This is a genomic window from Altericista sp. CCNU0014, assembly GCF_044923475.1.
Taxonomy (GTDB): Bacteria; Cyanobacteriota; Cyanobacteriia; order Thermosynechococcales; family Thermosynechococcaceae; genus JAAURS01.
The window spans coordinates 2,999,505-3,024,381 of the sequence record NZ_CP137338.1; the positions used below are offsets into that span (position 1 = coordinate 2,999,505).

Consider the following 24,877-nt stretch of genomic DNA (forward strand, 5'->3'; position numbering starts at 1 on the left):
AAAGCTTGCCTGCGGAATTTCTTCTGAACGACCTGCGGTAAAAAATGGGTATTCTCGATCCAGAACGGGCATCCCGTTATTAAAAACGAACGCTTTTGCGACCGCAAACATCTGTAAAAGCATTGAAAATGCTTAGCTTTGAGGGCATTTACGCGATCTGGAGAAGGAAATTGCTTATGGTTCTGGAGAGTGCAGTAAACTGTAGAAGGCTCGTAATGGGGTGACTTAAAAACATAAATTTTGTCGATGTCGTCCATAGACTTTATAGAATAACTAGGAGATTTAGAAGATATGCCCCAGCTCCAAGCTAGCCCGGAAACCGATTTTCACAGTGACACTTACCGTGACGCCTATAGCCGAATCAATGGAATCGTAATTGAAGGCGAGCAGGAAGCTCACGAAAACTACATCCGTCTAGCGGAGATGCTGCCCGATCGCAAAGATGATTTATTGCGTCTCTCTAAGATGGAGGCTCGGCATCGAAAGGGGTTTGAAGCTTGCGCTCGAAACCTAAGCGTTACGCCAGACTTGGAGTTTGCCCGTCAATTTTTTGCCAGCCTGCATCAAAATTTCCAGGAGGCTGCTGCCGACAACAAGGTGGCTGCATGCCTGGTGATTCAGTCGCTGATCATTGAGTGTTTTGCGATCGCCGCCTACAACATCTACATTCCGGTCGCGGACGACTTCGCTCGCAAGATTACCGAGGGCGTCGTCAAGGACGAGTACAGCCACCTTAACTTTGGCGAAGTATGGCTCCAAGAAAACTTTGAGTCTGTCAAGGAAGAGGTGGAAGCGGCCAACCGTCAAAACTTGCCGATTGTCTGGCGGATGCTGAACGAAGTTGAAAAGGATGCGAAAGTCTTAAACATGGAAAAAGAAGCCCTCGTCGAGGACTTCATGATCCAGTACGGTGAAGCCCTCAGCAATATTGGCTTTACCACCCGCGACATTATGAAGATGTCTGCCTACGGTTTGGTTGCCGCCTAGGCGACTGGCTTCACGCCAACCCAGCGAAATCCAAAAAACACGTCCTAGCGGCGTGTTTTTTGGTGTAATTTAGCAAAACGCGAGTTCAGCATGTCCCAAAGACCCATCGGAATCGATCTATTTGCAGGTGCGGGGGGGCTCAGCTTAGGCTTCGAACAGGCTGGATTTGATGTGGTCGCGGCGGTAGAAGTAGACCCCGTCCATGCCGCAGTGCACGCATTTAATTTCCCGAATTGTGCGGTTTTACCTCAGTCTGTGGCAAAGCTATCGGGCGACAGTATCCGGCAAGCGGCTGGCATTGGCGATCGCCCCGTCGATGTGGTGTTTGGTGGCGCGCCCTGCCAAGGCTTTTCGTTAATAGGCCAACGAGCCTTAGAAGATCCTCGAAATGCCTTGGTGCGAGAGTTCGTACGCATCGTCAGCGAACTAGATGCTTCCTATTTTGCATTCGAGAACGTGAAAGGGCTGACGGTCGGCAAACATCGGCTGTTTCTAGAAGAGCTGATCGCTGCGTTTGACGCGCGCGGCTATCGGGTGCTGTTGCCGTGGAAAGTCCTCAATGCCTCATTTTTTGGTGTGCCTCAAAATCGGGAGCGGTTGATTTTAATGGGAGCGCGGCAAGGTTTACCGTTGCCGGAGTACCCCGACCCCATCACAAGACCCGCTGGGGTCGCTAAATTCTCAGCGCTCGAATTGCCCGAAGGCCCCTCTTGCTACGATGCCCTGAGCGACTTGCCCGATCCTGAGGGATTGGATGAGTTGTTAAAGCGCGATCGCGCGCTACTTCGTAAATGGCGGCAACCCGATACCGCCTATGCCCGCGAAATGCGGTGTCTGGAAGAAAGTGCGTGGCATTTTGGCTACCTCAGACAGTGGGATTCTAAGCTGTTGACCTCTAGCCTTCGCACCAACCATTCCGAAATTTCTCGCCGTCGTTTTGCCCAAACGCTTCCGGGCCAGACCGAACCCATCTCCAGATTCTTTAAGCTCTCAGCAGGGGGCGTTGCAAATACGCTCCGCGCGGGCACCGATTCTGCCCGAGGCGCGTTTACCAGCCCTCGTCCCATCCACTACGAGAAACCGCGCTGCATTACCGTGCGCGAGATGGCACGCCTGCATGGCTTCCCCGATTGGTTTAGATTGCAGCATACAAAATGGCACGGGGCGAGACAAGTTGGAAATTCGGTTCCGCCGCCCCTTGTCCGCCACGTGGCAGCAAAGCTGCTAGAAGCGATGGGCGTCGAGCCGATGCAGCCTCAGAACCTCCTAAAGTTAGGAGATCCTGCACTCCTCGAAATGGATATGTCTCAAGCTGCGCGGTATTGGGATATTGAAGTGCCGATTGGCCGACGCGAACGACTTTCGTCGCGCTAGCGCTTCGCAAAAATTGAAGTCTCTTCAAATCCCTTACCGACAAAATCGAACGCTCAAACCATAGGGTACAAGAAAAAAAAATCAACCTCACGCAGGCGGACATATTAATTCGATTTGTCTTTTGAAAAAGAAAAATATTGATGAGTTCTAGATAAAGATGCATTAATATTTCTTCCTATCGTAGAGTTGTAAACCTATACTTTGCATGGGGGAGTTTCCTTCTAGATCTAAATGACGATCGCGCGCGCTTCCAGCCATCGCAAGGCTAGCTGCCTGACTTGAACGGCGTGTTTTCGCAAGTTCGCAGATCGTTGCCAATTAGAATGAAACTGTCCTAATACTTTGTGTCGATTGCCGTTCAATAAAGTGCAAAGTGTTTTTCGTCGTCGAACTGCAGATCGAATGATAGGAATTCGTCCGTAAAGAGGTACATACAAACTCCATGAAAACTCAACTTTCGTTCGTCGTGGCGATCGCTGCGATCGGCGCTCTAGGCATGATGCCTGCTGCCCGAGCAGGAGAAGGTGGTATTGCCGCCGCTGCCGCATTTCACCTCGATTCATCTGGAAAAGTTACCGATATTGCTGTCGGTGCGGGTATTGGGAAAACCTCTGCCGCCGCCGGAGCAGAGTTGAACTACACCAGCGTACTAACCTCCACCTCATCTAACTTTTCTGGCTCATCCAACTCTTCCTATGAAAATGGAGGATGTGGATTTTATTACTGTGGTCCTTCCACCAATACTTCCACCAATACTTCTACCAATACTTCTACGTATCAGCCTGTAACAAATGTTAAAGCCTTTGCGGTTGGTAGTGCGGGCGGCCTCAGCTATAACTCAGGCGGGTACTTTTACTACGGGGGACCATCCATCTACACGACCGGAGAGGATCCTGCGAGCGTAGGCACGGCGCAAGCAAACACCTTTAATTTGAATGGGTTGACGTCTGGGTTGGGCCTTCTTCCCTAGCAAACATAAGGTTATCTAAATTTTGAACTGAATTAACTTATTGGCGCGGGTTACACCTGAACCAATAGGTTGGTTTGTGCTGACCCAAGAACTTAAGGCAGGTTAGGCAAAGCATTTCATTTGCCTAACCTGTTTTGCAGCTCAAATTAACATAGCAAGCCAGACCTTAGGTTATGTCAAGCGCAAATAGGCTATGAAACTCTTTTGGACCCTCTCTGTTTTTCTGTCCGCTGAAGTTCTTTTAGAAGGCCTTGCCGTCCGAGCCGAACCGCTTCAAAAAACATCGCAACAGGCTGATACCACATTATTGCCTGTAAACCTAGATATCGGCGCGAGGGAAGAAACTTCTAATCCTATTTCTCAGCAAGCGGCAGATCTCGTCCTCCTCAATTCTGAATCGGAGCAACAAGGTATCTCAGATTCTGGGCGCCGAGGCGTTCGCGACAGTTCAGAAGCCTACATCAGCCATAATGTATCGCTCGATCGTGTATCGCTCCAAACAAACTTAGCAGTAGCCGCAGAAGAGATTGAGGGTAAATCAAGCAGCAACACAACACCGCCATCCCTCCCACCACAGGTTCCCACTCAACCATCGAAACCGATTGAAATTGAGCCATCCTTTATCCCGGTAGAATTTGTTTTGCCGTCACCTGCAGAATCCTTCAAAATTAGTCCTGACTTCTCCATTGAACCTAGCTCCTTTTCGCAAGATAAAGTACGACTAGAAGACGTACAGTTTTCGGTTGAGGCGTCTGAACTTGTCTTAAAAGCAAACGCACAGTACAAGAGAATCCCTCAAATTATTGCTAAGGAGCGGCTTCCACCGTTTTTTACGGCAGTGCCCCTCAATGGAACGCTAGTTTCCCATTTGACGGAAGGGGAGTTTAGCACGGGCTATAAGTTTGGCAATGGAGTCAACGAAAATTTTTTAATCGGCGGTTTATATGCAGTAAAAAGCCAAATAAAACAGAGTATTTCGCGAGACAATATCTTTACCTCGGATCAAACAGGACTGTATGTACAGCTAAAGACAGTGCCCAAACGCCGAGAGATAACCATTACGCGCATCGACCCACAAACCGTCAACGGCCTGCAGTTCCAACTCAGCTTTACAGGATCTTGTAGCGCTGCGGGACGGTTTAACGTCCCCGACCCCAACGCGCAATGCAGTCTTACGCCTGCTCTAACGAGCGATCGCAGCAGTATCGATCCTGACACGCTCCAAACCACGCGCATTTTTCAGGCAGGATCCTTTGGAGATGTTGTTTCGCCAGAAACGTTAAGGATTTTAGCCCAGCCTGGTTTTCAAAGCATTGGTGCGGACGAGCAAGTTGTCGGCCTAGATTTGTTTTTCCCAAATACGGGAGCATTTGAGGGAAACGCTCAAGGCAATCGATCTGCTCTAAACCGATTTGAAGACTTAAGCAATACCTACACTTTAGGCTTGTATCGCGTGCGCCAAGTGTATAAATCCAATGCTAAAAAGGCTGTTTTAGGTCGTACTCTCCACGGAGTAACAGAAATTCTATTCGATCGAAATTTCCCAGCTAATACTTTAATTCAAGGGGCTGCTCAACTCCTACCTGATGTGGTGCCAAAGCTGAAGGGCGATCCCGATCGATCTGCCGTTACAAACCTGAATCAAAGCTTAATTTTCTCCGCAAATAATACGCGTCTTCCCGAAAGAAGCTTTGTCATCTATCAAGCTGGCTACGGCGAATCCAAGCACCCGCAACGGAGTCAAAAACAGGAACCAGGAGCCGTATTTAACAGCCTCTGGCTGGGCCTTTCCCCGGTTGCCGATCGGGTTTTTTCGATCGCGTCTCGCTATGCGGTGCTCGCTCCCTCGCGAATTACATCCGCAGTGGGTGCGGAAGGCGGCGCTGGGACGACAGGTACCCCATTGTCAGTGCTCTCCCTGGTCAATCTCGACAACACCGTTCGAGCGATCGCATCATCAAATTTATCGAATTATTACACCCAAGGTTACTTCACCTTTTTCGAAACCGATGTCAATCGAATCACGACCAGCAAGCTTGTCGAGAGCGTGACCTACTATCCCCACATCAGCTTAACGGGAAACACGACCGAGCCCAACAGAGTGATTCGTTACTATGGCGGTTTTATTGCCTCTCCCGTTCCTAAAGCGTATCTAGGCGTTGACTACTCCCACGATCTGCAAAAAGATCTGCGCCTCAGCACGAGTCTGATCGGTTACGTCAATCCAGATCGAGACTACTTCAGTAAAGCTGAAAGCCGCATCGAAAAAGTGTTTAGATTTAGCCCATCGTCCAGTCTGTCGCTGTTTGGGAGCTTTCGCTATGTCTTCGATCGGATTAAAGATGCTGGCAATGGACTGTATAGCAATCCCGTCGATAATTTCGTGTCTGTCGGCCTGACGGGACGCATCGGCCCTTTTTCAGCGGGCATCACTCAATTTTTTGATGTTTTGCCCTCTTCTGTGCCCAACGGAACGGGCATCAACCTCAGCGTCGATTTAGCAGGACGCGGCAGTCTTTCAGGCTATTTCGTGCCCCAGCGCGGGGTTACCAACTATGGCATTTTGGCTTCGCTCAAGCTGAATCCTACTCCAAATGCTCCGACTCTCAGCTTTTCTTGGAATCGAGCGACCTTTGATTTTGGATCTGATGCATTTAATAACGCGCTGAATGCCACTGAGGATAAGTTTCAGGTGCTTTTTAGCTTTGGCTCGCCCTCAAACCCATTCAAAGCTAAAGCGTAATCGATCGCCGCGAATGCAGGTACGCTAACAATATTTCTCGATATTGCCGCGCAAGCGAGCCATTAAATCCGGCCAAGCAAAATCTTGGCAAAGCGTCTTGAATTCCGCCGTATTGAGCGATTGCCCCGCAGCCAATAACTCGACAATCCGCTCGGGAAAGGTCTCTAGCGGGACTGCATGGAGATGCGGGTAAGTGCGGGGCATGGCGGCGGCAATTTGAGGCGTTGTGAGGACGGTTTTGCCAAAGGCCAGTCCGGAAACGACTTTGGTCGAAATACCGTGGGCGAAGGGCATGGGTGCGATGACGAGATTCGCCCGCTGCCAGTAGGGATGCAAGTCGTCCACAAAGCCAGCGAGTTCGATGTTGGGGGCCTGGAGATCGCTGGGGGGACTGGCGCCAACAAACTGAAATTTTACGTCCGGGTAGGCCCGAGCCACTTTGGGCGCGATGTCGCGAACGATCGTTCTGGCCGCTCGGACGTTATTGCGATCTTTGAAACTGCCCACGAACAAGACAATCGGCGGCGATGGCGGCGGCGGATCGTAAAACGGATTTACCGATTCCGGTTCGAAGCCTTGGGGGATGGCGAGAATGCGATCGCCGGGCAGCCACTGCGCGTAGACCTGACGGTCGCGCTCGGAAACCGTGGTGACTAAGCTGGCCTGCTGGCAAATGCCGCGCTCTGCCCAATAAACGTAGGGCGTCAGCACCAAACGGCGCGGGTCGCGTTGGCCCATTTCCCAGTACATGCGGTACTCGATATTGCTGGAGCAATAAACGATCGGAATTTGATGGCGTTTGGCCAGCAGGAGGCCGTAAACCGCAGCCAATCCGTAATCCAGTAGCAAATAATCGAAGTCCTCGGAGGCCAGGAGGCGATCGGCTTGGCGGTACAGGGATGGGCTAAAGAGAAAATAGCCCAGTTGCGAGAAGGGAACGCGGATGCGGCGGGATACGCCGAGTCGATTGCGGCGATCGCAGTAGCGCGCTTCGATATCGGGATCGACCGCATGCCCGCTGCCTGCCATGTGGAGCAGCGTAATATCGTAGTCGCGAGCGAGGTACTTCACGAAAGCGCCCATGCGGACGGTCACGCCCGTTACGGGGAGGTCGGGGTCGCAAACGGCGAGATAGAGCAGCTTTTTCTTAGATGTCATCTTTTTCCGCCGTCTAAAGGTCCAGATTGTCTCGAGCGATCGCGCAAAGCAGGTCAGCTACAGTAGATCATAGGAGAATGCTAATGTAAAAAGCCCTCATTTGCGGTATTTCAGGCCAAGATGGTGTTATCTGGCCCAATTAGAGTATGAGTCAGACATTTATCGTTACAGAAATCTTCAATCATGAGCGATCTTTTAGTTTCTGTCATTGTTTGTACCTACAATCGAGCGCAGCTTCTCAAGCAATGCTTGGATTCTTTAGTGGTTCAGAGTGCAGATCGAAATCAGTTTGAAGTTGCGATCGTTGACAACAACTCTACGGATAATACGTTTGAAATATCGCAGCAATATATCGCGAAAGAGCCGCATTTTCGTTACGTGACTGCTACGAAACAAGGGTTGAGCTGCGCTCGCAATGTGGGTTGGCAAACGGCACTGGGCCGATATATTGCCTATATTGACGACGATGCGATCGCCGCGCCGGACTGGCTGGAGATCGCGCTTGAGTTTATTGCCGCGCATCCAGAGATTAAGGCATTCGGCGGTCCCTACGATGCCTACACCCAAACCCAGCCTCCAGATTGGTTCCCGCCCGAATACGGTCGGTTGAGTTTTGGCAATACCACCCATCCCATTCGCCTCGTAGAGGAATGGATTCCAGGCTCGAATATGGTGTTCTCGCGAGATCTGTTCGATCGATGCGGCGGTTTCGACGAACGCCTCGGCATGAGCGGGACCCAGACGGCCTACATGGAAGAAATTGACTTTTTACTGCGACTTCAGGCCAGCGGGGTTGAAATCTTTTACGTCCACAACTTGAAAGTTTCCCACCTGATTGCCGATTATAAAATGCACCTGAAATGGCTGCTGAGATCGACCTATTCTGAAGGACGATCTGCCCGAAAAACTTTTATGAAAGAGCGGTGCTGGTACTCCCACAGTGCGGCGATCCTGAAAACGTTTTTTGCAATCTTTGTGAAATTCTTAGTGCCTCGCAAACTTCCGCTTCAGCGTAGAATTTACTACGCGCTGCAATGGTTTGCGTGGGAACTAGGAGCCTTCAGAGAATATTTTCAGGAGCGGTGGCCATGGTGTTCGCGAGCGGTCAAATGACATCGGCGAGGGTTCGCTCTGTTTTGCGAAAATACCAAATACTCCAAAGTAACAAGAAGATCGCCAAACCATTGGATAGCAAAAATCCCGGCCAGTAGACCTGAGAAGCATTGCCGAGAATGGCCCAGCGAAATCCATCAATGACCCCAACCATCGGGTTGATCGAGTAAAGCAATCGCCAGCGCGCGGGGACGATATCGCTACTGAAGCCTACGGGGGAGACGTACAGCCCCACTTGAACGATAAAGGGCACTACATAGCGGAAATCGCGGTATTTCACGTTCAAGGCCGAGAGCCACAGCCCGCCGCCGATGGCAGCGACAAAGGCGACGCCGATGAAAAGCGGTAGCGTCAGAATCCGCCAACTCGGAACGTAGTCGTACCAAGCCATCAACCCCAATAAGATCGCGCCGGAAATTAGAAAGTCGATAAAGCTTACGATGACGCTGCTCATCGGTATGATGAGACGGGGAAAATAGACTTTGGAAATTAAATTTGCGTCTTCAATCAAACTATTGCTGCACTCTTGCAAAGCATTAGCAAAAAATTGCCAAGGGAGCATTGCCGCACAGACCAAGATTGGGTAGGGAACTCCCGAAATGTCATCCAGCTTGGCAAGCCGACCGAACACGATCGTAAACACGACCATGGTGATAAAAGGCCGCAGCAGCGCCCACAGAACCCCAAAAACAGTTTGTTTGTAGCGCACGATGATATCGCGCCAAGCCAAAAAATATAGCAATTCGCGGTAGTTCCACAGGTCTTGCCAATACTGCCCGTCCGCGCGACCCGCTTCAATTACGAGCTTTTTTTTCGGTGTCATACTCGGCATCGGAAAATAGGGCCTGTAGTACAGTTTGAGCCTGCACCCGAGCAGACTCCCAAGAATAGTCGGATTGCAGACAGCGGCGAGCAGATTGCAGCATTTGGGCTTTGAGCGCGGGATCGTCCCACAGGAGCTGCACTCCTTGCATCATGGCATCGATTCCGTCTCGAATCAAAAGATGCTCCCCATCTCGGACCGCTAATCCCTCGGCTCCTTTGGTGGAGCTGACGACCGGACAGCCTGCGGCAAAGGCTTCTAGGATTTTAAGGCGCGTGCCGCTCCCCTCTTGCAACGGCACGATCGCAACACTGGCGATCGCTAAATAGGGTCTGACATCCGGCACTTCCCCCGTAACGACGATATTCGGGTCGCGGCCAGCGGCTGCCTGCATCGCGGCGGTGGGATGTCTTCCCACCAGCAGCAACCGCAACTGCGGGTAGGTGGGTTTGAGCCTCGGGTACAGATCTGAAATCAAGATCTCGGCGGCTCGGGCGTTGGGCAGGTGGGCGAAGTTCCCGGTCAAAATGAGGGTGGCGGTCCCCGTCTCAACCCCTTCCAGCTCTCGATTGGCATCACTGGGAAGCGCCCGATAAAATGCCGGGTCCACGCCGTTGACGACGACCGCAGAGACAAAGGTATCGCCATAGCGTTGGTGGAGTTGGGTGCGATCTCGATCGCTGCACGCCCAAACGCAACTGGTCTGGCGGGTTAGCGTTTGCTCGTCCCGGCGGATTTGAGAAAGATGCAGGGTATTGCGAACCAGCGATCGCAGTCCGCTCCCTTGGCACTTCGTCGCTCGATACAGGGGCGCTTCGACATTATGGGCATCGTAAATAATGCGACAGGGGCGCTTTTGCAGGACGGCCAGGTAGGGAATGAGCCAAAGCTGCTCTAGAACGACGAGATCGGGCTTGAAGCGATCGACGGTTTCTTCCAAAGCTCGGGCCGCAGCCGCGCGATAGGGGCAGTAGTAGGTCAACCCGCACTGCCTCACCCATTGGGCAAATCGCTCGACCTGCGATCGCGGCGATCGGTCTTGACTCGTATCGTAGTGCTGCCAGAGTACCACGCCATCGAGTTCGGGTGGGCGGAGCGCGCGGTCCGAGATCGAGAACACCGCAACGGGGCCGAGCTGCCTCAGAATATTGATGGTTTGCCAATTGCGCAAATATTCCCCGCCCATGGGCGGATATGTCATTCTGGCCACCACGAGGACGCGCGCGTTTTCAAGGCTCGACGATCTGAAAAGGTTCGCAGACATCACGCCCGCCCCCGTTGTGCTGGGCGCGGTTCGGGGGCGCTAATCTTCATCCATCGGCACCGCCGGAGTCGTTCTCATCTTTGGATTTATATTATCTATTTTATAATTTTATGATAAGGATTAGTTTTTTCAAAAAACTTGCCAATGCCAATCAATTCGGGATTTTTTTGGGATGCCGACGTTGAAAACACGAATCGCGCGAGCAAATCTCTAAACCGAAAGGGGATAATTGTCGTCGCCAAAGATCGAGAGTTGAAGCATGGAGAGAGCTGATGGAGTCTCTCGTTATCCCCCCGCACGAGATCGCCTTTCATCCCACTTCTTTTTGCGATCGCGATGGCCGAGTTTTTCGATGGCAAGGAGAGCTTTATCGCGGCATTACTCGCGACAAAGCAAATTTCTACAGGCAAATGTTTGCAGATGGTATTATTTGCCAACTCGTCGAGAAAGGTTTTCTGGTCGAAACAGAATTGACCGATTTGAAACTAGAGGGCTATGCGATGGTCCTCAAACATCGGCTCATTCCTTTTGTCTCCTATGCCAATGAATGGTGCTCGGAGATGTTGAAGGATGCCGCGCTATTTATTACAGACATGATGCTTGCATTAGCCGAGCGCGACCTGACGCTGGGGGATGTCAGCACCTGGGATATGTTGTTCGATTACTGCCGTCCGGTCTTCGTGGACTTTTGTTCCATCTCGGATGCAGATCGCGATGGAAATCGCACTTGGTCGTTCTTTAAAGATAACTTCTACAGTTACTTTATTTATCCCCTCAGACTGATGGCGCGGGGCCACGGAAATCTAGCTCGGCACTTATTGGCTGACTACGAACACAATACCATCCACCCTGAATTTGCGGCTTTGATGGGATATCCTAGCCTCTACAACCCACCTAACCATCCCTTAAAACGAGGGAAAATTTTTGGCAAGAAGGTATTGGTAAAGTTAGGTTTGATACGCGAACTTGAGGGATACGAGCTGGTCAAACACTTGAGACGAGAAGTGTTGCGAATCCAACTACCGAAAGGATCGACCGATCGAGAGATCGATCTCGAGCCCAATCCACTTTTGCCGCCCTCGGGTGCGTGGACGCCAAAGCAACGTATCGTTCGCAGGGTATTGACCGATCTGCACCCCTCAACGGTTCTAGATATCGGATGCCATCGGGGCTGGTACGCTTTACTGGCAGCCTCTCTGGGGAGCCGCGTTGTTGCAGTTGACCGTAATGACAGACACGTCGCTCAATGTTATGGGGCCGCACGCGACAAGGCTTTGCCGATTCTACCGCTGGTGGTGGATATTCGATATCCTTCGCCCGGACAAGGGGTTTGCAACCAGGTTCTCACCCCCGCACTTCAACGGTTACCCTGCGAGATGGTCCTCGCTCTGGGGATAGTGGACGTGTTGGTCTTCGAGCAACATCTCAACTTCGAGCAGATTTGCGAAACGTTAGCTGCTTTTTCAAAGTCCTGGCTGCTCGTTGAGTTTTGCTCCCCAGCAGATTCGATCGCCCCTCAACAGAAATTGAATTGTCCTTCCTGGTATACGCTACAGAGTTTTGCAGATTGCCTGAGAAAGCAGTTTCGCCACGTGAATGAAGTCCATTCTCATCTCCAATCGGACAGGACATCGGACAGGATCCTGTTGTGCCGCAAGTAGGGGCGCAAGGCCTTGCGGCACAACAGAATGTTTGGTAGTTTTTGTTTCGGGAATAGCCTAAGAGTTCAATGATTGTTGCAACAACTCTGGTTTTACTGCCCTGACCGCAATCAATAACTCGTATTTGGGATCTTGATAAACTAGCTCGGCCTGACTGAGCTCTTCAGCCGCCACGCCGTAGAGAAAGGCTGTGACTGTCAGCACGTTGCCGTAAGCCTTGACATCGAGGCGATCGCCAGGGAAACATTCTGCCACTAATCGACGAGCAGAGTAGGTTGTAAATCGCCAATAATCGCCCCATCGACCCGTATCGGTCGGGTCGAATTGGCTGATTGAGGGCAGGGTCATCAACAACACGCCTCCCGGTTTGAGAATCCGGTAAAGGGTCTTGAGGGCAGACTGAATGTCGTAAATAAATTGCAATGTTTGGGTTAGGATAATGCAGTCAAAGACATCGGATTCGACTCGTTCTGCACGGGTTAGATCGGCGATGAGGGTTGCGGTTGGGTTATTTTCATCTGCATCTAAGACATCGCTTTGAGTGACGCGATCCCCGCCAAATTTGTAGGTGTAGCCCGGATCGCGAATTTCGAGAACGCGTCCTCGGATGTCGCCAGACTGACTGGATAAAAACTGCTCGATATAATAGCGATCTAGCGGCTGACCTCGTTCGAAACCGAAGTTATTGCTAATCGGGGTCAATCTTCGCAGCGCTCCAAAGCGCACCCAACCGATCCAAGGGCGAATCTTGCGCCTGTGCCAGCGCACTCCCAACCAATATCGCAGCGCAGCGGGTAAAAGACCGACTTCGATCGTTTTTGCTATTTTTTGGAGCAGTTGCGGGGTTTTTCTCAGTCGATCTAAGCCAGGGTGGCGATAGGGCCACAGTTGTTGCTGAAGCGCGTCCCACGCGGCTGTCTTGCGATCGCCTCGTTTGGATAAATGGATCTCGATTGAGTTCAAGAAGCGTTCCCGTTCTGGCTGATAGCGGTCGTCGGTCGTCGGTTGCGGGCTAGGGATAAAGTGTTGTCGGCACCTGTCCCAACATCGATTCGAGATATAGACCGGGTATTGGCAACACAGGCAGGCGTAGAAGATGGAGTCTGCGTAAAAACCTCGGACGGTCTCGTCAAATCCACCTGCGCGATTGTAAGCCTCTCGTCGGAATACCCCATTCCGGACAGCCGCGAGGGACAACTCATCTTGGAGCAAGCGCGCCAACAGCTCGGGTGGCCGTACGAGCGTGTCTGGGTTACGGCCTAGGGTTATAAAACGATCGCGATCGACATCCTCTGATTTTTTAGTCCAACTAAACCAAAGTTCAGTTCGCCCGACTGCCATCGCAGCCTCGGGATGCGTTTCTAGAATTTCGACCTGCTGCTCCAATTTTTGCGGTAACCATACCGAGTCCGTCGGAAGAAATGCAATATATCGACCTTGGCTGTGGAGAATACTGAAGTTTCGCAAGGCCCCAATGCCGCAAGTTTCATGCTTCGCAAGTTCTAGATAGCGAATTTTTTCTGGATCGCGATTCGCAAAATCGCGCGCGATCGCGACGCTACCGTCGGTCGATCCACGATCGATCAGTAAGAGTTCCCAGCGATCGTAGGTTTGGGTCGAGACACTTTGGATCGCTTCTTTGAGAAACGGCTCGCTATTTTGGAAGGTGACGATGCAAGAAACAAGCGGCTTGTCTCCCATTCCTACCTCATTAGATCTGAATCGTGTCTAACTCTATCATTGTGCGAGCCAGCGATGCCGAACGACCGTCACGACCCAATCCCGTTCTGGACATTGAGCCGTGCCGTCGATATTCTCGGCCTCTACATCGAAGAACGCCGCGCTCTGGACGTAGTCCGCAAGCACCAACCCTCGCTTGACCCTCACGTTGACAAAGCATCGACCCGGCGTCAGCCGAATCGGTTCGGTTATGCAGGTAATCGAACCTTCCTCAGATAGCAGAGTTGGCAGTCCTTCCTTGCTGCGGCTGTCGAGGCGAAACAGCCCACGGCTGCTGATGTGGTCGTAAATGCTGATTAAAAAGTGCGGTTCGGCAAATGTTTTTTGACTTTGGTAGCGCAGGGTAATTTTGAGGCAACTGCCGGAGCGAATCATTCCTGTGGACTCCGTACTTTCAATGCGAATTGAGAGCAATCTCACGCTCCCGTCCCCGTCGCGATCGCGGCGTTCGGCCAAGGGCGTCTCCTGATGGGCCGAGGTAGATTGGAGATATTCTCGCACGACGGACTGCGTGTCGCCGCGCTCGACCAACGCACCCGAATTAAACCAAAAGGTTCTCTGGCACAGGGCTTGAATGGACGACATGTTGTGGCTGACAAACAAAACCGTTCGGGCTTCCTGGGTGGCCACTTCTCCCATTTTTCCCAGACATTTTTTCTGAAAGGCGGCATCGCCCACCGCTAAAACTTCATCGACAATCAAAATATCGGGTTCGAGATGGGCTGCAACGGCAAATGCCAATCGCACGTACATCCCTGAAGAATATCGCTTGACGGGCGTATCCAAGAACCGCTCTACTTCTGCAAAAGCAACGATTTCCTCAAATTTTCGGTTTATTTCCGCGCGACCCATCCCTAAAATTGCCCCGTTGAGGAAAATATTCTCTCTCCCCGTCAACTCGCCATGAAAGCCAGTTCCAACTTCTAATAGGCTCGCCACGCGTCCGGCAATTTCAATGCGGCCCGCACTGGGTTCGGTGATGCGGCTCAGAATCTTTAATAGCGTCGATTTACCCGCTCCGTTGCGCCCGATAATACCAATGACTTCCCCTTGCTCGATTTCAAAGGAAACGTCTTTTAAGGCCCAAAAGACCTCGCGATTTGAGAACCGCGCGTCGTTGGATTTAACAAAGGGGGCTTGGAGCGATTGCTGGATCTGCTCTCTCAGCGTGAGATAGGCACCGCGCCTTTGATGAAACAGGTCGTAGCGTTTTCCCAACCCACGGACTTTAATGGCAACTTCTGACACGGGTCGCTCCTCTTAGCTCGCGGGATAGGGATCGGCCCGATGGAAAAGCGCTCTGACGGCGGTCTTCAGATCGCTTGGCAGGAGGTTGAAGTTCAATAAAACCAATTCTGCGTACAAGTTGTCGATTTGCTGCGGCTGAAGCCGCTCGGATTTGTAGAGTTTCGTAAATTGCAGCGGCAGGTCGAAGGCCCAAGGCAAGGCATCGCCGAACCGAGAGTCCACCAAAATAAATGGGGTCCGGTGTTGTCGGGCAATATAGCGTCGGCAGAGCAGGCTGCAGTCGGCAAACAATTGGCGATCGCTTGCAAACTGAAGATAGCAGTAGGGTATGCGACCTTTGCGGTTGTGGGTATAAACGACGTGACAGCGGCGATCGCCCGCATCCACCAACAGGTGGTGGCAGTCTTCGATTCCCTGGTGATCCTCAAACACCTGTCGATCGTCCCCGTTCAGTAAGGTCCGAATTTGCGCGGCATCCGCAACGATGCGCGCGGATTTTTCCAGACGGCGATCGCGCGCAAGCGGTATGGGAATCGAGAGTTTGATTTTGGTATCCAGCGGTTTGAACCCCATCCGCGCGAGCAAGGGAAAAATTTTTCGCTCGGCACTTAAATCCGTTAAGGTGTAGTCTTTCAATTGCATGAGAGGAAACATCAGCAACATACTCTGCCCCCGATAGGACTCTTTCACGATCCAACTGGTGACATTGCAGAATCGCTCCAGTTTGCCATCAATTTTGCGTTGGCTGAAAATGAGTCCGACAAAGCCCACCGCCACATCGCCGTCAAACAGTCCGTAACCGCAATAATCCTCTTCTGGAGTCCAGGGAGGCTGGAAAATAAACTGCCAGCAATTTTGCTTCAGTTGCGGGTCGAGTTCCTGAAGCAGCGGATAGACCCGATCGAACATAGATGTGTTGACTTTTTGGAGCGACACCATCGATGAGTTCTCTTCAACTTTGCACAGTGCTGAATCCTAGATCGAACGCGTCCTCTGTTTTCCCGTTAGCGGGAAGCTTGTTTGATTTCAATCAAATGGGCAATACTATTGACCGTCTGAAAGTGTTCGGGCACCATATCTTCGCCCTCCACCACGATCTCGAATTCGGATTCGATAAATGCAATTAAGTCGATGAATCCCATGGAGTCGATAATGCCCCCCTCTAATAGCAAATCGTCCGCCGCGAGCGATCGCTGCTGCGCCGCACTATAGCGAGACCGGATAAAGGCGAGAACGGTTTGTGCGATGGCTAGATCGGTTTGGATCTTTTGCGACATGGGTTCGAGTCGAAATATTGCTTATCTTACTCAACTTTGAGAATTCGCCAAGAATTTGCCTTAAATCGTGTCGTATTGCCCGCGCGGGCAGAGGAGGGTGGATTTCCCGGCTTCCACCCAGATTTCCGGCGGGGCCGGGTGGCTGAGGAACCCCAACGGGCTAGCGCTGCGGGCATAAGCTCCCGACTGAAACACCCCCACCCAATCGCCCACTTCCGCAGGGGGCAGCATGACGTTCCGGGCTAGGGCATCTAAGGGGGTGCAGAGCGGACCGACGATGTCCGCGCTTTCGCGAGCCTCGGCATTGAGTTTATTGAGAATGGCCACGGGGTAATTGCGTTTGATGACCTGGCCTAAATTCCCCGATGCCGTCAGATGGTGGTGCAGCCCTCCATCCACGATGATAAATTTTTTGCCCCTAGAGTATTTGATATCGTTGACTCGGACGACGTAAATGCCCGCTTCCCCGACTAAATACCGCCCCGGTTCGACCATGAACTGGGTGCCCGTCAATCGAGGATCGGAACGGACATCTGCCATCAACTCAACCAGGCCCTGGCGGAACGCTTCGAGGTTGAGGCTTTGCTCTCCAGGGAAATAGGGGATCCCCAGGCCGCCGCCAAAATCGACGGTTTGGAGGGGCGCTTGGAGGCGATCGGCGGCGCGCTGGGCGATCGCGATCCCCTTGCGATACTGAGCGAGCAATATGGCAGGGTCTAAAATCTGCGTGCCGATAAAGAGGTGAATTCCCCGGACTGACAGAAACGGATCGCTGATTGCTCGGTCCAATGCCGCTTCCAGACATTCCTCATCGATGCCAAAGGGCAGAGGTTTTCCGCCCATCCGCATCGCACCGCCCTGGGCCTCTTCGGTCGGGTTGACGCGCAGGGCAATCCGCGCCGATCGCCCCAGCCTTCGAGCGATGGCACTGATCCGGTCCATTTCCCGGAATGACTCGATATGGACGGCGCCGATGTTCTGCTCCAACACTCGCTCGAGTTCGGCTTCCGTTTTCCCCGGTCCCGCAAATAAAATCCGCGCGGGCGCGCACCCGGCCCGCAGGGCGCGATCGAATTCCCCAACGGAGGCAATCTCGAGGCCGCACCCTTTACTCAAGAAAAACTGGAGGATTCTTTGATTGGGGTTGGCTTTGACAGAATAATAGACGGTAAATTCTGGCGGCAGGGCGCAGCGCAGACGGCTCCAGGTTTGCTCTAAGACTTGACGGTCGTAGGCGTAGAAGGGGGTGCCGTACTGGTCGGCCAAATCGGCGATCGCCACGCCCCCGAAGCGCAGGTGTCGATCTGAGCCGTTGAAGTATTCCGCAATGAGCCGCTGTACCCGCTCCAACTCGAACTCCTTTAAGGGATGAAAAATGCCGAACCTGCTGGACCGACCCTAGCGAAGTAGACCTTTGGGGTAAAATTTCCGCGCGATTCAAGAGATTTCAAAATAGCCATCCTCAACCGCGCTGGGCAAAACCTGTCTGACATCCGCAGGTAGTTTTTCTAAAAACAACAGCAAACACCACTGCTCTAAATCGTCTAAAAAAGCCGCAGAAGGCACAAATATCGCCTGGACTGCCATTGTATTGCGAATGAACGTGGCAGTCGCCCTCGCCACGTTTTTATCTTTAAAACAAGCAGGGGCATTCTGTAACGAAAGCGCAGACCAGACCGAAGCCCTTCTTAAATCCAGCACCTCGTCCAGCTTTACCTCAAATCGATAGACCTTCCGCCGATACACTTTTGCGGCCAGCCCAGGCGTACGATTGACCTGAAAATGTCGGGCATACTCCGCTAACGCCACGTCCTTCTCCTTCGCCAGGTACAGCGTAGCTTCTCCCGCAACATTCCATCGATTTTCCGTGCTTCTCCCGCAATAGCTGAAATCGTAGATGTCATTCATTCTGTCAGGCGTATCGGGCAAATGTCGCACGGCATGACCAGACCAACGCTCGACAAAAGATTGCAAAGACATCCTAGAAGCCAGTCCCTTCAAAGTCAGCCGCTAACGCTGCAATCACGGGTTCAAACTCTCCCAGTCCGATCAAATCCAACCCAGATCGCCCCCCAAATACCGGCAAGGGCGTGGAGAGAAATTCTTTCAAGCCTTCCGGCCTGTAAATCCTAGACCCCAGATCCACAATCTCCCTCAGCTTAGCCATCTTGCGCAGCACATCCTCATCTGTGGGCCGTCGCTCGGCACGCTCCCATCGGCTGACTGTTTTCGGACTGATCCGCAAAAGCGCGCCCAGTCGCTCTTGGGACAGCGCTAAACCTTGCCGAATCTCGATCGGATTTAACCTCGAGCTGACGGTTGCAAACATGAGATTGCCTACTGCTCTCTACAAACTCAGTCTAGCGTGTGGTCTAGACAAATGTCCGTACTTTAGCTTAAAACCTTTGTTTGGAGAAACTCGGCCCCTTGCGATCGCGCCCATTACCCGATCGTCGAGAAATAGTGTTACCCGGACGAGTCGCAAACCCTTTTTGGGCTAAAGTCGGTCAAAATTCAATAAAATTGGTGAAATGTAATGAAAGGGTTCCCCCACTCGGGCAATGGATGAGCTTATGGTAACGCCCGTTCGCATTGCCGTATTGATGACATCTCACAATCGCCGGTCTACGACGCTGCAGGCTCTGGCTGCTTTGTGGAGCCAAACTTTTTCTGAGGATGTTCGCTTGACCGTCTACCTCGTTGACGATGGCAGCACCGATGGAACTGCGGAAGCGGTCCGAGTGCGATACCCTCAGGTCCAGGTACTGGCGGGAACGGGCACCTTATTTTGGAACGGCGGAATGAGAGCGGCCTTTGCGGCAGCAGCTCGACAGCCCTACGACTACCACCTCTGGCTCAATGACGATACCATCCTGAGCCAAAGCGCTCTAGAAACACTCCTAGAAACGGCAAGGACACTCCAAGTCAGGGGCTTTGCCGATGCAACCATCTCTGGGGCTACCCGCGATCCGCGATCGCAGGTCTTGGTTTCTGGTGGATTCCGGCAAAGATGGCCCAAATTTCTCCTGCGGTTTGGTTTGCTCGAACCCATGGCAGAAGCAAGACAATGCGATACGATTTCAGGCAACTGCGTTTTAGTGCCCCGCGCGATCTATCAAAAGGTGGGCAATTTCAACGCAGCCTTTACTCATTTCTTAGGAGATCTCGACTATGGCTTCAGGGCAAAGCAACTCGGCTATTCGGTTTGGCTTGCCCCTGGGTATGCGGGCACCAGCCCCCAGCATCACGAACGAGGCAATGAGATTGATGCAATAGAGCGCTTCTCAACTTTGGTTCAAAAGTTGCGGCATCCCAAAGGGTTAAGCTATGGCAACGATCTCCAGCACCGCTTTTTGCCCGTCGGAGAGTGGACTCGATTTTTACAGGACCATGGGGGGATCCTGTGGCCGATTCCCTGGCTGTTGACCTATCGCAAACTCTTGAGCTTGACTGTGGGGCGATGGCTTTGGAAATGGAGGGCGAAGTTAACCCCGCAATCTCATCTTTAAAGCGCCCGATCTTTTCTTTGCAAACTGACCCGAGTCTAGGCAATGCGTACAGATTTTACAGCGGTCGACACGCCGTTTATTTCAATTGTCATTCCCACCTACAACCGACCGCATTGCCTGCGCCATTGCCTGCAATCCATCGCGCAGATTCGCTACCCCAGCGATCGGTTTGAGGCGATCGTGGTCGACGATGGCAGCACCGTGCCGCTCGAGACGGTCACTGCTGAATTTCAGTCGCAACTCCCGCTCACGGTTGTTTACCAGACCAATGCGGGTCCCGCCACCGCTCGCAATACCGGATCTAGGATTGCCAAGGGAGACTACATTGCCTTTACGGACGATGACTGCACCCCAACCCCCGACTGGCTCGCTGCCTTTGCTCGTCAGTTTGCCCGATCGCCCAATAGCTTGCTGGGGGGACAAACGCTGAATATGCTGCCCCACAATCTCTACGCCGTGGCGCACCAAGAGATGATGGATTATTTTTATCGCTACTACAACGCCCATCCAAAATCGGCACGCTTCTTTGCCTCTAACAATCTCGCGCTGCCAGCGCGCCTGTTTTTCGACTTGGGCGGATTCGACAGCTCGTTTCCGCTGGCTGCGGGGGAAGATCGGGAACTGTGCGATCGCTGGCTCCACCAGGGCTATGTCTTGGACTACGTCCCGGATGCCCGCGTGCATCACGCTCACCCTATGACGTTACGCAGCTTTTGGCGACAACATTTTAGGTACGGTCAGGGTGCTTTCCATTTTCGGCGAATTTGCGCGCAGCGGAGGGCGGGAAAAATGACGGTGGAATCGCTGTCCTTTTATCTAGATCTGTTGCTCTATCCCCTCAAGCAATGTCCGCTCGGGACCAAGGTGCAGCTAACGCTCCTGTTTTTCTGCTCTCAAGTTGCCAATACCCTAGGGTTCTTTTGGCAGGGATTCAGGGATGAAAAGGGATTTCAATAATACTTGCAGACTGCTTGGGTAAGGTGACCGACAGCTGACGGCGAGATAGAGGTTTGACCTGTGCGGTAATCTGTCCGATCTCTGGCGGAACGGGCTGGAAGGGCCAAGCGCGCGATCGCCGACTCCAGACATAGTGGGTTGCGGTCTCTGTCAGGTTTTGGAGAGCCTCAAGGTTTAGCGTAATGGGGTAGTCCGTCGCGAAACTGCGGTTGATGGCATGAACGTAAACCGCGCGATCGTCAACCGTGGCCACCAGATCGATGTCGGCGACGGGATAGCTCGGGCGCTGCGACCACCCCATCGAAAAGGGCTGGTTATAGCGAGGGAGGGTGCCCGATGTAACCGCGAGGCGATGCCGACCGTGATGCTGGCTGTAGAACATCGTCATTTGACCCTGGGGTAAAAAGTAAGGCGGCGCTTTTGCTTCGGGATCGATGCGAATGCTCGTAATGTTCCAGTTTGCGCCCACTAGCATCGACTGACAGGCTATGGCAATGCGATCGCCGCTACGCATCAACCCATTCAGAAATCCAGCAGTACCGATCCCGGATGCCAGAGACCAGCTCATGTTGGGTTTTGGGTTGGTTTGTGCCGTCGTCCAACCATTCCAGTTCCATTCCGTGACGGCAACTCGATACCCCAAGGACCGAGCGAGGTCGGTGCCTTGGCCCAAGGCAATATTTTCCCCTGCCGCAGAGAAAACCCCCGGCATTGCCGCCCATGCCTTCCACCAATCCTCGTCCGAGAGGTTTTTGAATGCAAAGGGCTGACCGTTGCGCTGAAGGTTTTCCATCGGTCCGGGCGCGTACAAGTGCAGCGCCGCAAATTTAACCTGCGCTCGGACCTCGGGATCGGCCAACACGATCGCCTCAATTGACTGGCCGATTCTACCGTCAACGATCAACTGTACGTCGGGATCGACGGCCCGAATTTCCCGAATGTAGGTTCTCAAGCAGGTTAAAAACCAATCCGCTAGCGCGCTGGGATCCTTGAGATTGCCATCGACCCGAGCTTTGTCCAAATAGGCCCACCACTCATTGCCAATTTGAATGTAGTCCGCACCGAAGGGTCTGGGGTGGCCGTTTCGAGCGCGAATCTCAGGCCAATTCGGCATCGATTCGGGCAACGGTTTTCCCAAAGGAGCGTTGGCGTAAGCAACCAAACCCGCAGCCTTCCGGGCAGCCTCTGCGAGCGGCACTTTTTGAGAGATTGCGTCTAAGAAATTGACCACGAGGATGGTTTGATTGCCGAGGTCATCCCGCAGTTGGAAATATTCGTCCAGCCCAAATCGATTGGCGATCGATTGGCCCGTATGGCCGACGGATTCGGGACGGTTTTGGCCGCGACCGGGCGCGTTATCGATGAGGTCTTGCCAATTCATGTATTCGACGTCGGTGCCCCCGGAAAACGGATGACGGGAATGTTCATTTGTTTCATCCGGGCTACGGCTTGGGGTTGAAGCCAAGCGGAGTTGGGCATCAAGGCGCTTTCCGGGCCGGGTTCGCCAAAGCTAGCGCGCTCTAGGAGGTGGCCGAACAGCCGCGCATCGACGGGATTGAGACGGCGATCCGAAACCGCAAATTGAATCGGAGTCTGGGCCGCATCAAGGGTAGTCACCCGATTCCATCGAGCGATAGGCACGATGAGAATCGTGCAGAGGCAGAGGCCAATCCACAGTCCAACAGCAAGACGCGACGGTATCCGAAACATCAACAATTTACGTTTAATACTGGCGATGCATCCCGCGCTCAAACCCCATTGGCTCTGGTTGAGGCGAGAGTCGCTCGAGTGCGAAGTGAGGAAAACAGTCTGCTAAAATTATGGCATCGTCCGACAGTGGGATAGTTGCAATGACCCAGTCAAGACAACGGTTTGCAACATTTGAAGCGTACCTCTCCACCCGCGATGACCGAGAAGGACGTTTCCTACTTATCGATGGGGAGCTGTTTGAGTTGCCGCCAGAGTCACCAGAAAATGATTTTGTTGCTAATTATTTGATGGTGCTGTTTCTTGAAGCTGGAGTTGTGCCACTTCAGCTCATTCGAGTCCATACTTGCGAAGTACAGGTCCCCGTTTTGCAACTCAAGGACGCAGCCAATCGCTATCCCGATCTGGTTGTGCTTCGACCTGAGCACTTAGATTTGATGGGACGACGGTTGACGATTACGTTGGATATGCCTCCCCCCAGAATCGTGGTTGAAGTTGTCAGTCCCGGACAGGCCAACCGAAATAGAGACTACATCAACAAGCGCGCTCAGTATGCGGCAATTGGGGTTCCTGAATATTGGTTGATTGATTCTGACGCGCAAACGGTGATGGTATTGCAGTTGCAAAAGGGAAACTACTGCGAAGTGGGAACGTTCTGTAGGAATGCTGGCATTGTCTCGCCTACCTTTCCTGCACTCGTTCTGACGGCTGAGCGGATTTTTCAAGCGTAGATTCGTTTTCGGGTTTGGCGGAATTTATTGAAGGTTCGCTCCTTCCAAACTCCTATGAGGGAGTGCTGGCTATGACTATACTCAAAGCAGCAATGCAACCCGATCGAGATAGTGCGAGTTTTGACGCAACTGAATAAACTTATCTCTAACCGTTCGATTCTTTTGATTTTGCTGTTGGCCTTGGGGCTGTACGGCTACCAGTTGGGAACCGAGAGCCTTTGGTTTGACGAAACCTACAGTATCGAGAGCGCCAAGGGACCGCTGAATTTCAATCGTCCTTTGTATTTTCTGCTGCTGCGGCTTTGGCTTCAGGGCGGCAGCAGCGAGATTTGGCTGCGCGGGCTGTCGGTTTTGTTTGGTTTGGTCAATGTGGTGCTGGTCTACTATCTGGGTCGGCAATTGTCCGATCGCGCGACGGGGATCGGGGCGGCGCTGCTCTGGACGCTCTCGCCGCTGGTTATTAACCACGCTCAGGAAGTGCGCTTTTATGCCACGAGCAGCTGTTTGGGGTTGGCGGGCAGTCTGGCCTTAGCCTATGCCTTAGAGCGGTTTACGGTTGCGTCGATAGGCGGATGGGCATTATTTCGGCTGTTGGGATTGCTGACCGCGCAGGTCAATTTTCTCCTGCTGCTGCCGGATGCATTGCTGCTGGGCCTTAAAATCGGTAAGGCGCGCGGGCGGTTGTCTCTAAAATATCTCAAGCGATGGAGCTGGGTGCTGGGGATTTTGCTCGTGCCCGTGGGGGTGATTTTAGTCGATGTCGTGCCGCCGTTGCTGGAGTTTGCGCGGCAAGCGCCCACCCTCAATGGCGTGTCACTCCATCCGCCAGGTCCCATTAATTTTGCAGGCGCGATCGCCACCTTCACAGCCTGGCCCCTCGCGGCCCCCCACCCAAACTGGACTGGATTTTATCAGCTCTTTTTCAAGGGATATGCCCTCGCGGTTTTGGGACTATTGGGCTTTGCGCTCTGGACCCAACGGCGCGGCGGACGGCTGTACCGTGCAGCGGCCTGGGGCCTATTGCCCCTCGCCTCCATTTTTGCAGTCGCTCAACTCTCCACGGGCATGTGGGGCGATCGCTATTTGCTGATTGCGGCACCTTACTTTCTAATTTTGCTGGCTGCTGGATTCAGACAGCTCTGGCAGCGGCGGCGGGGATTGGCCCTGGGCGCGATCGCCCTGTACGCGATCGCCGTGGGGAGTTCGTTGTGGCGTTACTACACCGTCGAGTACCGCCATGACTGGCGCGGCTTGGCCGCGATTGTTCGGGCCGAGGAACGTCGTGGCGATCGCATTCTGATTTATCCCAGCTTTATGGAAAACGCGTTTGATTACTACTATCGCGGTAGCAACCCCGTATATACCATCGATCGTCAGGCAGAAGTCCTCGATACGCAAAAAGCGCTCGGCTTCCCCCCTACAGGGGCGGGAGAAAACCGTCTCTGGTTGATTTACCCTCGCTTCGACGACTGGGAGACAGATCCTCAAAAAATGCTTAAGATTGTCGAGGAGAACGGATTTCGCATTCAAACCAAACTCGCGATTAAGAGTCAGTGGGGGGAAGACATTCATTTGTCTCTGGCTGCGTCCAAATCAGCCTCTCAATAACAGCTTT

At 52.8% G+C, this 24,877-nt stretch carries 22 protein-coding genes; 10 read left to right on the forward strand and 12 right to left on the reverse strand.

Going from position 1 to position 24,877, the window contains the following annotated elements; translation table 11 throughout:
• The first annotated feature begins 291 nt into the window (after positions 1-291).
• From R6H26_RS14550 to R6H26_RS14565, 4 genes are all read left to right on the forward strand, one after another.
• Complete coding sequence (locus R6H26_RS14550; RefSeq protein WP_404783254.1) at positions 292-987, forward strand: aldehyde oxygenase (deformylating); 696 nt, start codon at positions 292-294, stop codon at positions 985-987.
• A 90-nt stretch (positions 988-1,077) separates the two neighbouring features.
• Positions 1,078-2,361, forward strand: a complete 1,284-nt coding sequence (locus R6H26_RS14555; RefSeq protein WP_404783256.1) for a DNA cytosine methyltransferase — start codon at positions 1,078-1,080, stop codon at positions 2,359-2,361.
• Positions 2,362-2,803: 442 nt separating this feature from the next.
• Complete coding sequence (locus tag R6H26_RS14560; protein ID WP_404783258.1) at positions 2,804-3,331, forward strand: hypothetical protein; 528 nt, start codon at positions 2,804-2,806, stop codon at positions 3,329-3,331.
• Between the two features lie 193 nt (positions 3,332-3,524).
• Entirely contained in the window at positions 3,525-6,074 is a 2,550-nt protein-coding gene (locus R6H26_RS14565) for a hypothetical protein (protein WP_404783260.1), read from the forward strand.
• 24 nt (positions 6,075-6,098) lie between these two features.
• On the opposite strand, the gene R6H26_RS14570 is transcribed toward R6H26_RS14565, so the two are convergent.
• Complete coding sequence (locus tag R6H26_RS14570; RefSeq protein WP_404783262.1) at positions 6,099-7,232, reverse strand: glycosyltransferase family 4 protein; 1,134 nt, start codon at positions 7,230-7,232, stop codon at positions 6,099-6,101.
• Between the two features lie 183 nt (positions 7,233-7,415).
• Here R6H26_RS14570 and R6H26_RS14575 point away from each other — a divergent pair, with 183 nt between their 5' ends.
• The gene (locus R6H26_RS14575) at positions 7,416-8,345 is read left to right on the forward strand and encodes a glycosyltransferase family 2 protein (RefSeq protein ID WP_404783264.1); all 930 of its coding nucleotides are present in this window, start codon (positions 7,416-7,418) and stop codon (positions 8,343-8,345) included.
• Here the strand turns inward: R6H26_RS14575 and R6H26_RS14580 are convergent.
• Together R6H26_RS14580 and R6H26_RS14585 are read right to left on the reverse strand one after the other, a co-directional pair.
• Positions 8,338-9,168 (reverse strand): ABC transporter permease, encoded by an 831-nt coding sequence (locus R6H26_RS14580; protein WP_404783265.1) that lies wholly within the window; start codon positions 9,166-9,168, stop codon positions 8,338-8,340. The genes R6H26_RS14575 and R6H26_RS14580 overlap by 8 nt on opposite strands.
• Positions 9,140-10,369 (reverse strand): glycosyltransferase family 4 protein, encoded by a 1,230-nt coding sequence (locus R6H26_RS14585; RefSeq protein ID WP_404783267.1) that lies wholly within the window; start codon positions 10,367-10,369, stop codon positions 9,140-9,142. Before R6H26_RS14585 ends, R6H26_RS14580 begins: the two co-directional genes overlap by 29 nt.
• 335 nt (positions 10,370-10,704) lie before the next feature.
• On the opposite strand from R6H26_RS14585, the gene R6H26_RS14590 reads away from it, so the two are divergent.
• Positions 10,705-12,093: a class I SAM-dependent methyltransferase gene (locus R6H26_RS14590; RefSeq protein ID WP_404783269.1), complete on the forward strand. Its 1,389-nt coding sequence runs from the start codon at positions 10,705-10,707 to the stop codon at positions 12,091-12,093.
• A 57-nt stretch (positions 12,094-12,150) separates the two neighbouring features.
• Here R6H26_RS14590 and R6H26_RS14595 read toward each other — a convergent pair whose 3' ends face one another.
• The 7 genes from R6H26_RS14595 to R6H26_RS14625 all read right to left on the reverse strand — a co-directional run bounded on the left by R6H26_RS14595 (position 12,151) and on the right by R6H26_RS14625 (position 18,687).
• Positions 12,151-13,794, reverse strand: a complete 1,644-nt coding sequence (locus R6H26_RS14595; protein WP_404783271.1) for a glycosyltransferase — start codon at positions 13,792-13,794, stop codon at positions 12,151-12,153.
• Positions 13,795-13,830: 36 nt separating this feature from the next.
• The gene (locus tag R6H26_RS14600; RefSeq protein WP_404783273.1) at positions 13,831-15,081 is read right to left on the reverse strand and encodes an ABC transporter ATP-binding protein; all 1,251 of its coding nucleotides are present in this window, start codon (positions 15,079-15,081) and stop codon (positions 13,831-13,833) included.
• 12 nt (positions 15,082-15,093) lie between these two features.
• Positions 15,094-16,020 carry a hypothetical protein gene (locus R6H26_RS14605; protein WP_404783275.1) on the reverse strand — a complete coding sequence of 309 codons (927 nt, stop codon included), beginning with the start codon at positions 16,018-16,020 and terminating at the stop codon, positions 15,094-15,096.
• 65 nt (positions 16,021-16,085) lie between these two features.
• Positions 16,086-16,358: a hypothetical protein gene (locus tag R6H26_RS14610; protein ID WP_404783277.1), complete on the reverse strand. Its 273-nt coding sequence runs from the start codon at positions 16,356-16,358 to the stop codon at positions 16,086-16,088.
• Between the two features lie 60 nt (positions 16,359-16,418).
• On the reverse strand, positions 16,419-17,708 hold the full coding sequence (locus tag R6H26_RS14615) for a type III PLP-dependent enzyme (protein ID WP_404783279.1): 1,290 nt from the start codon (positions 17,706-17,708) through the stop codon (positions 16,419-16,421).
• 87 nt (positions 17,709-17,795) lie between these two features.
• The gene (locus tag R6H26_RS14620; RefSeq protein ID WP_404783281.1) at positions 17,796-18,338 is read right to left on the reverse strand and encodes an RES family NAD+ phosphorylase; all 543 of its coding nucleotides are present in this window, start codon (positions 18,336-18,338) and stop codon (positions 17,796-17,798) included.
• Position 18,339: 1 nt separating this feature from the next.
• Complete coding sequence (locus R6H26_RS14625; protein WP_404783283.1) at positions 18,340-18,687, reverse strand: multiprotein-bridging factor 1 family protein; 348 nt, start codon at positions 18,685-18,687, stop codon at positions 18,340-18,342.
• 232 nt (positions 18,688-18,919) lie between these two features.
• On the opposite strand from R6H26_RS14625, the gene R6H26_RS14630 reads away from it, so the two are divergent.
• A complete protein-coding gene (locus tag R6H26_RS14630; protein ID WP_404783285.1) occupies positions 18,920-19,867 on the forward strand; it encodes a glycosyltransferase family 2 protein in 948 nt (315 codons plus the stop codon).
• Between the two features lie 42 nt (positions 19,868-19,909).
• On the forward strand, positions 19,910-20,824 hold the full coding sequence (locus R6H26_RS14635; RefSeq protein ID WP_404783286.1) for a glycosyltransferase: 915 nt from the start codon (positions 19,910-19,912) through the stop codon (positions 20,822-20,824).
• Here the strand turns inward: R6H26_RS14635 and R6H26_RS14640 are convergent.
• Positions 20,799-22,205, reverse strand: coding sequence for a hypothetical protein (locus tag R6H26_RS14640; protein ID WP_404783288.1), 1,407 nt, complete (start codon positions 22,203-22,205; stop codon positions 20,799-20,801). The two genes, R6H26_RS14635 and R6H26_RS14640, sit on opposite strands and share 26 nt — an antisense overlap.
• Positions 22,202-22,534, reverse strand: a complete 333-nt coding sequence (locus R6H26_RS14645) for a hypothetical protein (protein ID WP_404783290.1) — start codon at positions 22,532-22,534, stop codon at positions 22,202-22,204. The genes R6H26_RS14640 and R6H26_RS14645 overlap by 4 nt, the downstream gene beginning before the upstream one ends.
• 140 nt (positions 22,535-22,674) lie before the next feature.
• Between R6H26_RS14645 and R6H26_RS14650 the strand changes: the two genes are divergently transcribed.
• Together R6H26_RS14650 and R6H26_RS14655 are read left to right on the forward strand one after the other, a co-directional pair.
• Positions 22,675-23,262 (forward strand): Uma2 family endonuclease, encoded by a 588-nt coding sequence (locus R6H26_RS14650; protein ID WP_404783291.1) that lies wholly within the window; start codon positions 22,675-22,677, stop codon positions 23,260-23,262.
• 120 nt (positions 23,263-23,382) lie between these two features.
• Positions 23,383-24,870 (forward strand): hypothetical protein, encoded by a 1,488-nt coding sequence (locus R6H26_RS14655; protein WP_404783293.1) that lies wholly within the window; start codon positions 23,383-23,385, stop codon positions 24,868-24,870.
• Positions 24,871-24,877 lie beyond the last annotated feature (7 nt).

Excerpts from the sequence above, each read along its gene's own strand:
- R6H26_RS14580 (WP_404783265.1), bottom strand. The coding sequence starts at position 9,168 with ATGACACCGAAAAAAAAGCTCGTAATTGAAGCGGGTCGCGCGGACGGG.
- R6H26_RS14610 (WP_404783277.1), bottom strand. The coding sequence starts at position 16,358 with ATGTCGCAAAAGATCCAAACCGATCTAGCCATCGCACAAACCGTTCTC.
- R6H26_RS14620 (WP_404783281.1), bottom strand. The coding sequence starts at position 18,338 with ATGTCTTTGCAATCTTTTGTCGAGCGTTGGTCTGGTCATGCCGTGCGA.
- R6H26_RS14575 (WP_404783264.1), top strand. The coding sequence starts at position 7,416 with ATGAGCGATCTTTTAGTTTCTGTCATTGTTTGTACCTACAATCGAGCG.
- R6H26_RS14585 (WP_404783267.1), bottom strand. The coding sequence starts at position 10,369 with ATGACATATCCGCCCATGGGCGGGGAATATTTGCGCAATTGGCAAACC.
- R6H26_RS14645 (WP_404783290.1), bottom strand. The coding sequence starts at position 22,534 with ATGTTTCGGATACCGTCGCGTCTTGCTGTTGGACTGTGGATTGGCCTC.
- R6H26_RS14635 (WP_404783286.1), top strand. The coding sequence starts at position 19,910 with ATGCGTACAGATTTTACAGCGGTCGACACGCCGTTTATTTCAATTGTC.
- R6H26_RS14625 (WP_404783283.1), bottom strand. The coding sequence starts at position 18,687 with ATGTTTGCAACCGTCAGCTCGAGGTTAAATCCGATCGAGATTCGGCAA.
- R6H26_RS14590 (WP_404783269.1), top strand. The coding sequence starts at position 10,705 with ATGGAGTCTCTCGTTATCCCCCCGCACGAGATCGCCTTTCATCCCACT.
- R6H26_RS14565 (WP_404783260.1), top strand. The coding sequence starts at position 3,525 with ATGAAACTCTTTTGGACCCTCTCTGTTTTTCTGTCCGCTGAAGTTCTT.
- R6H26_RS14560 (WP_404783258.1), top strand. The coding sequence starts at position 2,804 with ATGAAAACTCAACTTTCGTTCGTCGTGGCGATCGCTGCGATCGGCGCT.
- R6H26_RS14630 (WP_404783285.1), top strand. The coding sequence starts at position 18,920 with ATGGATGAGCTTATGGTAACGCCCGTTCGCATTGCCGTATTGATGACA.
- R6H26_RS14605 (WP_404783275.1), bottom strand. The coding sequence starts at position 16,020 with ATGGTGTCGCTCCAAAAAGTCAACACATCTATGTTCGATCGGGTCTAT.
- R6H26_RS14570 (WP_404783262.1), bottom strand. The coding sequence starts at position 7,232 with ATGACATCTAAGAAAAAGCTGCTCTATCTCGCCGTTTGCGACCCCGAC.
- R6H26_RS14550 (WP_404783254.1), top strand. The coding sequence starts at position 292 with ATGCCCCAGCTCCAAGCTAGCCCGGAAACCGATTTTCACAGTGACACT.
- R6H26_RS14555 (WP_404783256.1), top strand. The coding sequence starts at position 1,078 with ATGTCCCAAAGACCCATCGGAATCGATCTATTTGCAGGTGCGGGGGGG.
- R6H26_RS14640 (WP_404783288.1), bottom strand. The coding sequence starts at position 22,205 with ATGAATTGGCAAGACCTCATCGATAACGCGCCCGGTCGCGGCCAAAAC.
- R6H26_RS14650 (WP_404783291.1), top strand. The coding sequence starts at position 22,675 with ATGACCCAGTCAAGACAACGGTTTGCAACATTTGAAGCGTACCTCTCC.
- R6H26_RS14595 (WP_404783271.1), bottom strand. The coding sequence starts at position 13,794 with ATGGGAGACAAGCCGCTTGTTTCTTGCATCGTCACCTTCCAAAATAGC.